The organism is Streptomyces sp. NPDC050422, from assembly GCF_044458665.1.
In the GTDB taxonomy this organism is placed as follows: Bacteria; Actinomycetota; Actinomycetes; order Streptomycetales; family Streptomycetaceae; genus Streptomyces.
Genome location: NZ_JBITIE010000002.1, coordinates 346,520 through 360,272, shown reverse-complemented (window position 1 = coordinate 360,272; position 13,753 = coordinate 346,520). Strand labels below are relative to the sequence as shown.

General features: G+C 68.5%; 10 protein-coding genes. 1 reads left to right on the top strand and 9 read right to left on the bottom strand.

The annotated features are described in order from the left end of the window. Window positions 1–77 precede the first annotated feature (77 nt). The 7 genes from trxA to ACIBJG_RS04285 form a co-directional block, all read right to left on the bottom strand. Entirely contained in the window at window positions 78–407 is a 330-nt protein-coding gene (gene trxA, locus ACIBJG_RS04315; protein WP_219569130.1) for a thioredoxin, read from the bottom strand. Between the two features lie 42 nt (window positions 408–449). Next, window positions 450–1,412, bottom strand: a complete 963-nt coding sequence (gene trxB / locus ACIBJG_RS04310; protein WP_399303746.1) for a thioredoxin-disulfide reductase — start codon at window positions 1,410–1,412, stop codon at window positions 450–452. 133 nt (window positions 1,413–1,545) lie between these two features. Continuing rightward, window positions 1,546–2,487, bottom strand: coding sequence for an anti-sigma factor family protein (locus tag ACIBJG_RS04305; protein WP_399303744.1), 942 nt, complete (start codon window positions 2,485–2,487; stop codon window positions 1,546–1,548). Continuing rightward, a complete protein-coding gene (sigM, locus tag ACIBJG_RS04300) occupies window positions 2,484–3,188 on the bottom strand; it encodes an RNA polymerase sigma factor SigM (RefSeq protein ID WP_399303742.1) in 705 nt (234 codons plus the stop codon). The genes ACIBJG_RS04305 and sigM overlap by 4 nt, the downstream gene beginning before the upstream one ends. Before the next feature lie 25 nt (window positions 3,189–3,213). Further along, window positions 3,214–4,899 (bottom strand): serine/threonine protein kinase, encoded by a 1,686-nt coding sequence (locus ACIBJG_RS04295; protein ID WP_399303740.1) that lies wholly within the window; start codon window positions 4,897–4,899, stop codon window positions 3,214–3,216. A 128-nt stretch (window positions 4,900–5,027) separates the two neighbouring features. Further along, window positions 5,028–7,190, bottom strand: coding sequence for a murein biosynthesis integral membrane protein MurJ (gene murJ, locus ACIBJG_RS04290; protein ID WP_399303737.1), 2,163 nt, complete (start codon window positions 7,188–7,190; stop codon window positions 5,028–5,030). A gap of 49 nt (window positions 7,191–7,239) precedes the next feature. After that, on the bottom strand, window positions 7,240–9,537 hold the full coding sequence (locus ACIBJG_RS04285) for a DUF6049 family protein (RefSeq protein WP_399303735.1): 2,298 nt from the start codon (window positions 9,535–9,537) through the stop codon (window positions 7,240–7,242). Window positions 9,538–9,718: 181 nt separating this feature from the next. On the opposite strand from ACIBJG_RS04285, the gene ACIBJG_RS04280 reads away from it, so the two are divergent. Continuing rightward, complete coding sequence (locus tag ACIBJG_RS04280) at window positions 9,719–11,161, top strand: CCA tRNA nucleotidyltransferase (protein WP_399303733.1); 1,443 nt, start codon at window positions 9,719–9,721, stop codon at window positions 11,159–11,161. Window positions 11,162–11,248: 87 nt separating this feature from the next. Here the strand turns inward: ACIBJG_RS04280 and ACIBJG_RS04275 are convergent, their stop codons facing one another. Next, complete coding sequence (locus tag ACIBJG_RS04275; RefSeq protein WP_399303731.1) at window positions 11,249–12,544, bottom strand: MFS transporter; 1,296 nt, start codon at window positions 12,542–12,544, stop codon at window positions 11,249–11,251. A 123-nt stretch (window positions 12,545–12,667) separates the two neighbouring features. Continuing rightward, complete coding sequence (locus ACIBJG_RS04270; RefSeq protein WP_399303729.1) at window positions 12,668–13,750, bottom strand: inositol-3-phosphate synthase; 1,083 nt, start codon at window positions 13,748–13,750, stop codon at window positions 12,668–12,670. Window positions 13,751–13,753: the final 3 nt, after the last annotated feature.

The window sequence follows — 13,753 nt, the reverse complement described above, 5'->3', positions numbered from 1 at the left end:
CCACGTACGTGAAACGGGCCCGTCCCTCAGGGGGGACGGGCCCGTTTCACGTGAAACAACGCTACTGCGGCTTCCACCTACTCGGTGATGAAGCCTTCGAGGTCGCGGAGGATCGCGGCCTTCGGCTTGGCACCGACGATGGTCTTGGCGACCTCGCCACCCTGGTAGACGTTCAGCGTCGGGATGGACATGACGCCGTACTTGGCAGCGGTGGCCGGGTTCTCGTCGATGTTGAGCTTGACGATCTCGATCTCGCCGTGCTCGGCGGCGATCGCCTCCAGCGAGGGGGCGATCTGACGGCACGGGCCGCACCAGGCAGCCCAGAAGTCCACCAGCACGGGCTTGTCGCTCTTCAGGACGACCTCGTCGAACGAGTCGTCGGTCACGTTCTTCAGGGCGCCGGCCACGGCGGCCTCCTTAACTTCGCGGGGTGTGGGGTGAGGCATGGATCAGACGGTGGCTGCGGCGGCCTTCTCGTCGTCGGCGAGCGCGGCCAGGAAGCGCTCGGCGTCGAGGGCGGCGGAGCAGCCGGTGCCGGCAGCGGTGATGGCCTGCCGGTAGGTGTGGTCGACGACGTCGCCCGCACCGAAGACACCGGTGAGGTTGGTGCGCGTCGAGGGGGCGGTGACCTTGAGGTAGCCCTCGTCATCGAGGTCGAGCTGACCCTTGAAGAGTTCCGTGCGCGGGTCGTGGCCGACGGCGATGAACAGGCCGGTCACGGGGAGCTCGGACGTCTCGCCGGTCTTCGTGTTGCGCAGGGTCAGGCCGGAGAGCTTCTGCTCGCCGTGGACACCGGCGACCTCGCTGTCCCAGGCGAACTTGATCTTCGGGTCGGCGAATGCGCGGTCCTGCATGGCCTTGGAGGCACGCAGGGAGTCGCGGCGGTGAACGATGGTGACCGACTTGGCGAAACGGGAGAGGAACGTGGCCTCTTCCATCGCGGTGTCGCCGCCGCCGACCACGGCGATGTCCTGGTCCTTGAAGAAGAAGCCGTCACAGGTCGCGCACCAGGAGACGCCGCGTCCGGAGAGGGCGTCCTCGTTGGGCAGACCGAGCTTGCGGTGCTGCGAACCGGTGGTGACGATGACGGCCTTGGCGCGGTGCACCGTGCCGGCGGTGTCGGTGACCGTCTTGATGTCACCGGTGAGGTCCACGGAGACCACGTCGTCAGGGATGAGCTCGGCACCGAAGCGCTCGGCCTGGGCGCGCATGTTGTCCATGAGCTCCGGGCCCATGATTCCGTCCTGGAAACCGGGGAAGTTCTCCACGTCGGTGGTGTTCATCAACGCGCCACCTGCGGTGACGGCGCCCTCGAACACCAGCGGCTTCAGCGAGGCGCGCGCGGTGTACAGGGCGGCTGTGTAGCCCGCCGGGCCGGAGCCGATGATGATCACATTACGCACGTCGCTCACGGGTTTCTTCCTCGTCTCTGCAGACTGCCTACTGTCCACGCCTACTGGGGTCGGTTCAACGACTCTCACCCCACCCAACGGATCCTACGGGGGATGCATTCCCGACGTGCCGGGGCGGCATCCGGCGGGATTCTCAGGGGCGCGGGTAGGCGTGCGTCAGCAGGAGCTGCCCCTTGGCCGCGGGCTCGGCGCCGACACAGGCCGCGTCGACCACATAGGCCTGGACCTGGGTGGCGTCCGTGGGATGCGGCAGGACGACGAGGAAGGCGTCGGCGCCCTCGTAGGTGCCCCGCTCGATGGCGAGGGCGGCGGTGTTCCGGCCGGTGCCCTGCTCGATACAGGGAGGGACGGTCACGGAGGGAGCGCGGAGCGGGGTTTGAGGTGATGCGGATGTGGGCGACGTGGATTCGGCCGAGGACTTCGTGTCAGCGGAGGGATCCTGCTTTTCGCTGCTGGATTCCTGCGGGCCGACCGTGTCCGTGCGGGAGCCCAGAAGACTGTGAACCCGCTTTTCCAGTGTGGACTGCGAGAACGCCTGTGATCCCTCCTGGGAAGCGCTGACGCCTTGGTCGGCCGCCTTGAGACTGTCCGAGCTCCCCGACGAGGTGACGTTCTGCAGAAGCAGGACACTCACGCTGACGACAGCGGCGCCGAGTGCGGCGCCGAGCACTGCGTTTCGGCGCCGCCGACGGACAGCACGGCGGCCGGGACCGGTGGCGGCGCGTGAGCGTCCTGCGGGACGGTCCGCGAGCTCCTTCGCCGCGGCAGCGGGCTCTGTTTCACGTGAAACATCTGTCGTGGCGGCGGGTGCCGCGGACGGAGTGAGCCCTCGTGCTTCGTTCGCGAGTGCGGCGTCTATGCGGTCCGCGACATCGGCGGGCATGGGTGCAGCAGCGGGCAGGGTGCCCAGGAGTCCACGGATCTCCTCCAGAGAGGAGAGGACATCGGAGCAGCCCTCACAGCCGGCCAGATGGTCTCGGACCTCCTCGGCACGGGACGGGGGGAGCAGGCCCTCGGTGAGATCGGAGATCTCCGCGACGTCCGGGTGCTGGGTCGTGTCGGTCGTTGATGTCATGTGCGTCCACCTCCGCCCTTCGCTGCCGCTGGATCACTTGTGCCCGCGTCTCTAGGCCTCGCCGCCGGTGGGACGGATGCTCTCGGTGTCCGGTTCCCTTCCGTTCCCTGCCCCTCGCTGTCGCTACTCCTGCTGCGGAGATGCGTGAGCTGAGGGGCCAGCCTGGCGCGTCCCCGCGCACAGCGGCTCTTCACGGTGCCGACCGGCACATCGAGGATGCGGGCCGCCTCCGCCACCGGGTACCCCTGCATATCGACGAGAACGAGGGCGGCGCGTTGCTCGGCGGGGAGGGTGGCCAGGGCTGCGAGCAGTTCGCGCTGAAGGTCCTGGCGCTCGGCCGGCGCTTCGGCGGACTCGTGGGGCTCCATGAGCCGGTCGAGCCGCTCCGGGTCGTCGACCGGCGCGGTCTTCCGTGAGGCGGCCTTGCGGACCCGGTCGAGGCAGGCGTTGACCGTGATCCGGTGCAGCCAGGTGGTGACGGCGGACTGGCCACGGAAGGTGTGGGCGGCTCGGAAGGCAGATATCAGGGCGTCCTGCACGGCATCGGCCGCTTCCTCACGGTCCCCCAGGGTCCGCAGCGCCACGGCCCACAGCCGGTCGCGATGGCGTCGTACGAGCTCACCGAAGGCGTCCGGTTCACCGGCTACGTGGCTGGCCAGGAGATCCTGGTCGGACGTGTCGGCGAAACTGGTGTCGTCCAACGGTGAGCCCCCTCCCTTGGTGCCGTCAGCTTGTGACCTTGATGTCTGAGATCTTGCCCCGGAAGTTCCCTGTGTCGCTCTGAGGCAGTTCGGTGAGCCAGACCAGAAGGTACCGCGCCTGTACGGGTTCGCCAGGCTTGAGTGCCACCTTCGTTCCAGAACCGTGAGCGACCTTGCTGAAGCCGGTGGGTCCACTTGGCACCTCGGAACTGGTGGTGGTCCGCAACTCGACCGAGGTGGCGCCCCCCAGGAAGGTCACATCCACCGCGCTGACCTGCTGCACCTTCCCCAGGTCGAGCACGACCCCGACGCCCTCCTTCAGTTTGCCGAAGTCGGCGGTGAAGTAGCCGTCGGTGTTCCAGTAGGTTGCAGCGTCCCCGTCGTAGACATTCTTTATGCTCTGGGGCTTCTCGGACCCGTCGCCGAGCGGGTCGTAGTCCCGGGCGCTGATGATCGGGACCGGCTTGCTCTGCACGACCGGGTTCTTGTCGCCGTTCTCCGGGTTGGTCTGGGTCGTCCCCGGGTCGTCGGAGCTGTTGTCACGGTCCAGGAGCGTCTCCGCGAGCTGCCAGCTGCCGAGTCCCAGCGCGGCGATGAGCAGTGCGGACACCGCCCACTTGAGTGCCTTCCCGGTGCGGCTCTGGAGAGGCGCGGGAGGCGCGGCGACGGGCTGGGTGACGCCGGGGCCGGGCCCGGCAGGGCGCCCATAGGTGCCCTGCTGGTAGGTGGTCCGCTGGTACTCGGGCGGCGCGGTGAACGTGGGCTCGGGCGGGCGGATGCGCGGCATCGCCGCGACGGCCTTGGCGAGCTCGTCCGGGGTGGTGCACGGCTGTTCCTGACGGGAGGCCGTGGCTCCGTCGTTGGCGAGCGCCCGCATGGCGATCTCGGAGAGACCGCGGTGGACGCCGGCCCGCACCTGGTCGGGTGCGATCAGCCCCACGCCCTTCGGGAGTCCGGTGAGGCCGTAGGCATCGCTCTCGTACGGCCACCGCTGGGTCAGAGCGGCGTACAGGAGGGCGCCGATCGCCTCGGTGTCGGCGCGCTGCGGCCCGTCGGAGGTGATCCCCCGCAGGGCGGCGTTCACCGCGAGGCCGCGGATGCGGTACTGACCCGAGGAGCTGCGCAACACCGCTCCGGGCGTGAGTCGCAGATGGGCCAGACCCTCGCGGTGTGCGGCGGCCATGGCCTGGGAGATCTGACTGACGAGCTGATAGGCGTCGTGGGCGTCCATCGGCCCTGCGCCCAGGAGGGCGGTCAGCTCGGTGGCGTCGGGAAGCCATTCGTGGACGACGTAGACGAGGTCGTTCTCCTCCACGGCGTCGAGGACCTGCACGAAGCGGGGGTCGCCGAGCAGGGCGGAGGACCGGGCCGCGGCCAGCACGGAGCGGGCCCGCGGATGGTCTGCGGGCAGGAGGTGGACGCCCACCGCGCGGCGCAGTTTCTCGTCGACAGCGCGCCAGCTGCTGAACCCGTCCAGACGGGTGACGCACTCCTCGAGCCGGTAGCGCCCTGCGAGCTTGTGACCACTGTGCAGATCAGGGGTCGACACCTCGAAGGCGCTCGTCCCGCTCTCTGTGTCCTGAGGGCCTGTGCCCGTTGAATCCTGAGCTTCTGCCGTACCGTCGCTCGTGGCCTCGTCCGCCTTCGCGGCCAGCGGCTTGTCGCCACTGTTGTCGGCCACGTCGACGGCAGCCGTGCTACGTTCCGCCACCGTCGTTCCTGCCTCCCCATCCGTTGGGCGATGCCAGCCAGCCCCGCACAGTCATGCCAATTGTGCCCACACTCCGGCACCATGCACGACACGCGGAGACCGGCGATGGTTGTGCAGGCCGGTGATCCTCAGCGGCCGAGCCGTCCTCGGACCATGCCGACCATGCCGTTGATCTCTTCGATCCGCATCCGCTTCGCCGCGACGACGAAGACGCCCAGCAGCACGATCCCACCGCAGAGCAGCGCCAGGAGCGAGCCCGAGGCGCCGTCGCCGAGTGTGTGGAGAAGGGCGAATCCCACGCCGCCGCCGAGGACAGCCGCAGGGATTGCGGCGAGGCAGAGCCGGGCGTAGGTGCGCAGGACGTGAGCGCCGTCCAGGTCGCCGCCGAGACGGTTGCGCAGCCGGCGCCAGGCGATGCCGACCCCGACGGCGTACGCGAGTCCGTACGAGGCCGCCATGCCGACCACGGCCCACTGGGCGGGCAGCACGACGTAGCAGATGGCCGAGGCGGCCGCGTTGACGAGGGCGACGATGACCGTGTTGTAGAAGGGCGTACGGGTGTCCTCGTACGCGTAGAACCCACGCAGCACCACGTACTGCACGGAGTAGGGAATCAGGCCGAGGCCGAAGGCCATCAGGATGAATCCCATGGAGCGGGCGGCCTCGGGGCCGCTGGAGGCGTAGAGCAGGGTGCACATCGGCACGCCCAGGGCGAGGAAGCCGAAGGCGACCGGCACGATGGCCACCGCCGAGTTGCGCAGGCCCTGGGAGATGTCGTCGCGGACCGCGCCCGGGTCGTTGTCGTGGGCGGCACGGGAGATGCGCGGCAGCAGCGCGGCCATGACCGACACGGTGATGATCGCCTGCGGCATGCCCCAGATCAGCTGAGCGTTGGAGTACGCGAGGAAGCCCGCCCCGTTCTGGCCGGACGACTTGCCCGCGGAGGTCGCGAGCTGGGTGACGACCAGCACACCGGCCTGGTTGGCGAGGACGAACAGCACCGTCCACTTGGCCAGCTTGACCGTCTTGCCGAGCCCGTGGCCCCTCCAGTCGAAGCGCGGACGGAAGCGGAATCCGGCCTCGCGCAGATACGGGATCATGGCCAGGGCCTGGACGACCAGGCCGAGCAGGGTGCCGATGCCCAGCAGCCGGACGCCCTCCGGCGGAATCGTCGTGACGCCCATCTGGGACTCGTGCGAAGTGCCGTACACCCAGATGAACAGCCCGAACGTGACGATCATGACGATGTTGTTGAGGACCGGGGTCCACATCATCGCGCCGAACTTCCCGCGGGCGTTGAGGATCTGGCCCATGACGACGTGCACACCCATGAAGAAGATGGTGGGCAGGCAGTACCGGGCGAAGGTGGTGGCCACGTTGTTGGCTGCGGGATCGCCGGCGATCGTCGATGACATCAGGCGGATGAGGAAGGGCGCGGCGAAGACCGCGAGGGCGACGATCAGCCCGAGCGCGACCATCACGAGGGTCAGCAGCCGGTTGGCGTAGGCCTCGCCGCCGTCCTCGTCGTCCTTCATCGAGCGGACGAGCTGCGGGACGAAAACGGAGTTGAGGCCGCCGCCCACGGTGAGGATGTAGATCATCGTCGGCAGCGTGTACGCGATGGTGAAGCTGTCGCCGAGCAGGGCCGCGCCGAGCGCGGCGGTGATCACCAGGCTTCGCACGAACCCGGTGAGCCGTGAGACGAGGGTGCCGGCGGCCATGATCGCGCTGGACTTCAGCAGACCGGATGCCCGCCCGCCGCCGGACTTCGGCGGCGCGGGGGCGGGGACCGGCTCGGGCCGGTCCGGGCCCGGGGACCCTGCGGCCGGGCCCTCCTGGTCCCGGAAGAGATGCGCGAACGCGTCCGGCTCCTCGCGGTTCGTCGATGCCTGGGTGACGAGATCGTCCACGCCCACGAACTGGGTCGTCGCGGCGTCGTCCCCGTACGGCAGGTGGCGCGACGGGCCGTCCGGCTCGGGGGGCGGGGTCTGCGCCCAGATCCGGGGGTCGGGTGCGTACTGGGCGGCCGGTGGCTGCTGGTAGAGCGGCTGCGGCTGCTGGTAGGTGCCCGGGGGAGGCGGCGGATGCGCGGCGCGGTCGTACAGCGCCTCGCTCACCGGGTCCTGGGCGGAGAGGTCCTGGGCCCGGTAGGGGTCGTAGTCGTACGCGGCCTGCAGATACGGGTCCGGGGCAGGCGGCACCTGCTCCGGACCGGAGGGCACCGGTGGCCCACCGGGATACCCAGCTCCGCCCGTACCCTGACCGCGATCACCGTCGTACGGCGCGTTCATCGAAACCCCACCTCATCGTCCCCGGCCGACCGGCCACGACAGACATCGCTCAACGGTCCACTTTCTCACCCGTGCCCGACGGCTCCGTGCTTTCAGGACCGGTGTCCGGCGTCGGGTCACTCGGCTGCTCGGGTTCACTGCCGTCGTCGCCCGCCGCGCCGCCCGCGTTGGCACGCTTGCGATGTGCATACATCCGGATTCCGGCGAGGACCAGGAGCAGGAGGCCGCCGGCGATCACGAGCAGCACGGTCGGGGTGAGCTCGGACACCTTCACGGTGAAGGCCATCTCCGCACCGTACGGCCTGCCGTCCTCCGTATAGAGCTGCGCGGTCATCTGTACCTGGCCGTTGATGTTGGCCGCGGCATCGAATTTGACGGACTGGCTGTGGCCGGCGCCGATCTGGATCGGCTGCTCCGCCACGGCGCCGCCGTCGTTCAGCTCAAGACGCGTCGCGTTCTCCGACTTCAGCCGGAGTACCAGGTGATCGACGTTCTGGAGCAGTCTGTTCTGCACCGTCACGGGAATCGTGGCGCTGCGGCCGGACAGGGTGACATCCGACTTCGAGATGAGCTGGACCTCGCTGGTGAGGCCCTGGAGGTAGGTGCGCACCGAGTCCCGGTACTGCTGGGCCTCCAGGGGCTTGCCCCGCCACGACATCGACATGGACCGGTTGATGGCGTTGCCGAAGGGGGTCACCACCCGCTCGGGCTGGGTGAGGATGACTTGGAAGTTGTCGAGGGATGCCTGGGTGGACTTGATGTCCTGGAAGGCCTGGGTGGGCAGCTCCTGGCTGCGCAGCTTCTTCGGGTACTGGGACGTCCGGGGGACCGTGGTGGTCGCCTTCGCGTCGGGCTTCGCAGATGCGGCCTGCATCAGGGTCCGGGACTGCGTCCAGCGCCCGTCGTCGAGGGCGTGAAGGGCACGGGCCATCGACTGGGCCTGCGCGATGGTCGGCATGCGCTGGGGCGCCACGACGATGTCGCGGTCCTTGTCCGTGTCCTGCTGCGACAGAGCGAGGGTGAGCGCGAGGAACTTCTGCACGGCGATCGTGGAGTCCCCGGCCTTCGCCATGTCGCCCTGGAAGGCCGTGGAGAGACGGGCGTCGGAGACGACCGCGGTGGTGCCGCCGCCGATCGGCCGGGCGGCGGTCGGCGTGTACGACAGGCTGCCGGTCTCGTCCAGGCTGTCGCTGCGGGCGATCACGTTGTGGGCACCGGTCGAGGTGGCGACATCCACGATGGACGGGTCGATCGCACCGTCGACGGGCCAGGCGAAGTCGGTCGACGGCTTCAGGTGGAGGATCGTCTCCACCGTCATCCCGGAGACCTCGCTGGCCGTCTGGAGGTGGCTGAGCGTGCCCGACACGTTCTTGCCGCGGTGTGCGATGGAAGCGAGGTCGGGGTCCGCGAAGGGCAGGGCGACGACCTTGCCCTCGGCCACAGCGGCTTCCAGCGAACTGAGCCACTTCTTGGCCACGGCCTGGTTCGTTCCGGCGACCGTGGTGTCACCCGCCTTGACGCGATAGCTCTTGGTCATGGCGTCGACGCTGGCGAGCAGATCCGGGTCGATGACCCAGGTCACGGGCAGCTGGCTGCCGAGCGACACCATCCGTTCGAGGCGGCCGCCCGGTGCGATCTCGGCCGCCAGGTCGTCATCGGCGAACACCGGGGTCTGCTGCTCGTCGGAGCCGGTCTCCGCGGTGAGATGCGCCGAGGCGATCAGTGGCCAGAGGTAACTGACCCCCGTCTTGGAGTCACTGCTCTCGTTCTGCCACGGCAGGAAAGTCCACTTGATACCGAGCACGTGGTCGTACTGAGCGCGAGCTGTTTGGCCCGACAGGGAGACGCCCAGTTGGTAGACGCCGTCGTCGCCGAGTTCCAGCTTGCTGACCGGCACAGACAGAGTGAAGTCCTGGCTGATGCCCGAAGGAAGCTTGGCGATCTTGACGGTGTACTTGCCCCCGAGGGGGTAGGGGTCCGTCCCCGAGGCGTACCCCGTGCGCTGAGCGGCCGCGTCGATCGACGTCCTGCCGTAGAGCCGCGGGCCCACACGCAGATCGACCTGTGCGTCGGTGACGGCGTCCTTGCCCTTGTTGACCAGAGTGCCGGAGACGGTGAGCGTGTCCCCCTTCACCGGGGCGCTCGGAGTCAGGGTGTCCAGGGATACCGCGACGGTGCTGGACTCCGCCGGAGCCTTGCTCGTCCCGCCGGCCTGCGCCTGCGGGGCTGCCACCCCGGCCAGCACGGCGGCGACGAGGGGAGCCCCGGCGAGCGCGGCGGCTGTGCGCCGCAGCCACCGGCGGGCAGGAGAGGGACTCGTCCCCTGGTTGTCTGCCGCCTCGGCCACGCGTATCCGTCCCTCGTCGTCGTCAGCTGCTGTCGATCGTTGTTCGTTGCTGCGTTCCCGCATGGTAACGATCTGCGCCGCGGCCAAGTGCCAGGGAGTGCGTCACACGGGCGGGAGGGTCTCGTACGGCGAACGGAAACCATGACGCCCGGGCCGGTCCGGGCACGTACCCTTTTCTGTTGTGCCGAACGCCAATGAAGACAACTCCAGCGCCCTGACCCAGGTGCAGCTCCGCGCAGTCAGCGAACTGCTGCGGGTGTCCCCGGTCGCCGACGATCTCGCCCGCCGATTCGAGGATGCCGGATTCAGTCTTGCCCTGGTCGGCGGCTCGGTCCGGGACGCGCTCCTCGGCCGGCTGGGGAACGACCTGGACTTCACGACCGATGCGCGTCCCGAGGACGTACTGAAGATCGTCAGGCCCTGGGCGGACTCGGTGTGGGAGGTCGGGATCGCCTTCGGCACGGTCGGGGCCCAGAAGGACGGGTACCAGATCGAAGTCACCACATACCGGTCCGAGGCGTACGACAGGACCTCGCGGAAGCCCGAGGTTTCCTATGGTGACTCAATCGAGGAGGACCTCGTCCGCCGCGATTTCACCGTGAACGCCATGGCTGTCGCGCTGCCGCAGAAAGAGTTCATCGATCCGCACGGTGGCCTCGCGGACCTGGCCGAGCGAGTGCTGCGCACCCCTGGAACGCCTGAGGAGTCCTTCTCCGACGACCCCCTGCGCATGCTGCGGGCCGCGCGTTTTGCCGCTCAGCTGGACTTCGAGGTCGCTCCGGACGTCGTCACCGCGATGACGGAGATGGCGGGCCGCATCGAGATCGTCTCCGCCGAGAGGGTGCGGGAGGAGCTCAACAAGCTCCTGCTCTCCTCGCACCCCCGTAAGGGGCTCGCGCTCCTCGTCGACACGGGACTGGCCGAGCAGGTCCTTCCCGAGCTCCCCGCGCTTCGGCTGGAAAGTGACGAGCATCACCGTCACAAGGACGTGTACGAGCACTCCCTGACCGTGCTGGAGCAGGCGATCGACCTGGAGGAGGACGGTCCGGACCTTGTTCTGCGCCTTGCCGCACTTCTTCACGACATCGGCAAGCCGAGGACGCGGCGGTTCGAGAAGGACGGGCGCGTTTCGTTCCACCATCACGAGGTGGTGGGCGCCAAGATGGTCAAGAAGCGAATGACCGACCTCAAGTACTCCAATGACATGGTCAAGGACGTCGCGAAGCTGGTGGAACTGCACCTGCGCTTCCACGGGTACGGCGACGGAGAGTGGACCGACTCGGCGGTCCGCCGCTATGTACGCGATGCTGGCCCCCTGCTGGAGCGGCTGCACAAGCTGACCCGCTCGGACTGCACCACACGGAACAAGCGCAAGGCCAGTGCCCTCTCGCGGACCTACGACGCGCTGGAGGAGCGCATCGCCCAGTTGCAGGACCAGGAGGAACTGGATTCGATCCGGCCGGACCTGGACGGCAACGAGATCATGCAGATCCTGGACGTCGGACCCGGGCCGGTCATCGGCAAGGCGTACGCGTTCCTGCTCGAACTGCGTCTGGAGAACGGGCCGATGGAGCGCGACGCGGCAGTGGCAGAGCTCAAGAAGTGGTGGACGGCGCAGAGCTGAGGTTGCCGGGGCTCATCCAGTTCGAAGGTCTTCGGGTCATGTTTCACGTGAAACATGACCCGAAGCAGTTGTGTCGAGGGCGTTGTTTCACGTGAAACGGCGCCCTCGGTCGGTCCGGCGCCCTCGGTCGGTCCTGCTCCATCGCAGCAGCATCAGGGCCACGAGGGCGTAGAGCAGGGCCACCCCGATCACCACCGTCGCTGATCTCCCATCGGGGGGCAGGAGAAGGGCGGAGGCCGCGGCAGCGCCCACGAAGGCCACGTTGAACAGCACGTCGTAGAGCGAGAAGATCCTGCCGCGGAAAGCGTCGTCCACGGCTGTCTGCACCACGGTGTCCGTCGCAATCTTCGCTCCCTGAGTGACCAGTCCGAGGATGAACGCTGCGACGAGCATGGGAGCGGGTTGGAACCAGAGGCCCAGAGCCGGCTCAAGAACTGCGGCGGTCCCGGCACACACCATCATCCAGCGGAACCTGCCCAGGCGGCCGGCGGCCCAGGGAGTCAGCACGGCCGCCGCGAAGAACCCCGCACCGGACACCCCGACCGCCAGGCCGAGCAGCGCCAGCCCGTCGGAATCGTTGTCGGTCCAGGCATACCGGCACAGCATCAGAACCATGATGGTCAGCGCGCCGTAACAGAAGCGGATCACCGTCATGGCAGCCAGCGCGCGGGCGGCACCCCTTCGCTCTGCCAGATGGCTCACTCCGTGCCGTAGGCCGCGCGCGGTGGTGGTCAGAGCCGCCCGCAGGCGAAGGTGGCCCTCACTCCGGCCCGGTCCCAGCAGGCCGGAAGCAAGGCTCAGAGAAGCCAGCGCCGAGGCGAGGTAGAGCCCGGCGCCCAGCAGCACCACCGCGGCGTCGGAGTCCGCGAGGAGCAGTCGAACGGCGAAGGCGAGACCACCGCCCGCCGTGGCGGCGAGGGTTCCCGCGGTCGGGGACAGCGAGTTGGCCAGCACCAGCAGGTTCGGTTCGACGACGCGTGGCAGCGCGGCGGAGAGGCCGGCCAGGACGAAGCGGTTCACCGCGGTGACGCAGAGCGCCGAGGCGTAGAAGAGCCAGTCGGGGGCGGAGCCGAGGATCAGGAGCGCGGTGCAACAGGCGAGTGCGGCGCGCAGCAGATTGCCGTAGAGGAAGACCTGCCGGCGCGGCCAGCGGTCCAGCAGTACACCGGCGAACGGGCCGATGAGCGAATAGGGCAGCAGGAGTACGGCCATCGCGGAGGCGATGGCACCGGCGGACGCCTGTTTCTCCGGCGAGAAGACGACATGCGCCGCGAGGGCGACCTGATAGACGCCGTCCGCCGACTGGGACAGGATCCGCACGGCCAGCAGGCGGCGGAAGTTCCGAAGGCGCAGGAGTACGCGCAGGTCACGCACGACGGGCATGGGAGCAAGGGTCACATACCTAGAGGGTCCCCGGGCGGATTGCCCGGGGACCCTCTACGGTGCGGGAGTCAAGGAGCGTTGCCGCTCCTCACCACGCCGCGCCGACTCACCGTGTCAGGTGGGTCAGTTGGAGACCTCACCACGGATGAACTTCTCGACGTTCTCGCGGGCCTCGTCGTCGAAGTACTGAACCGGCGGGGACTTCATGAAGTACGAGGACGCGGAGAGGATCGGGCCGCCGATGCCGCGGTCCTTGGCGATCTTCGCAGCGCGGACGGCGTCGATGATGACACCGGCCGAGTTCGGGGAGTCCCAGACCTCGAGCTTGTACTCCAGGTTCAGCGGAACGTCACCGAAGGCGCGGCCCTCGAGGCGCACGTACGCCCACTTGCGGTCGTCCAGCCAGGCCACGTAGTCCGACGGGCCGATGTGGACGTTGTCCGCACCGAGGTCGCGGTCACGGATCTGCGAGGTGACGGCCTGCGTCTTGGAGATCTTCTTGGACTCGAGGCGCTCACGCTCGAGCATGTTCTTGAAGTCCATGTTGCCGCCGACGTTCAGCTGCATCGTGCGGTCCAGGACGACGCCCCGGTCCTCGAACAGCTTCGCCATCACGCGGTGCGTAATGGTGGCGCCGACCTGCGACTTGATGTCGTCGCCGACGATCGGGACACCGGCCTCGGTGAACTTGTCCGCCCACTCCTTGGTGCCGGCGATGAAGACCGGGAGGGCGTTGACGAACGCGACCTTGGCGTCGATGGCGCACTGCGCGTAGAACTTCGCAGCGACCTCGGAACCGACCGGCAGGTAGCAGACGAGGACGTCGACCTTGCGGTCCTTGAGGATCTGGACGATGTCGACCGGGGCCTCGGGCGACTCCTCAATGGTCTCGCGGTAGTACTTGCCCAGGCCGTCGTGGGTGTGGCCGCGCTGGACGGTGATGCCGGCGCTCGGCACGTCGCAGAGCTTGATGGTGTTGTTCTCGCTGGCGCCGATGGCGTCCGAGAGGTCGAGGCCGACCTTCTTCGCGTCGACGTCGAAGGCGGCGACGAACTCGACGTCCCGCACGTGGTACTCGCCGAACTGGACGTGCATCAGACCGGGCACCTTGCCGGCCGGATCGGCGTCCTTGTAGTACTCGACGCCCTGGACCAGCGAGGCGGCGCAGTTGCCCACGCCGACGATGGCTACGCGAACCGAACCCATTCC

Excerpts from the sequence above, each read along its gene's own strand:
- murJ (WP_399303737.1), bottom strand. The coding sequence starts at position 7,190 with ATGAACGCGCCGTACGACGGTGATCGCGGTCAGGGTACGGGCGGAGCT.
- ACIBJG_RS04275 (WP_399303731.1), bottom strand. The coding sequence starts at position 12,544 with ATGCCCGTCGTGCGTGACCTGCGCGTACTCCTGCGCCTTCGGAACTTC.
- ACIBJG_RS04305 (WP_399303744.1), bottom strand. The coding sequence starts at position 2,487 with ATGACATCAACGACCGACACGACCCAGCACCCGGACGTCGCGGAGATC.
- ACIBJG_RS04270 (WP_399303729.1), bottom strand. The coding sequence starts at position 13,750 with ATGGGTTCGGTTCGCGTAGCCATCGTCGGCGTGGGCAACTGCGCCGCC.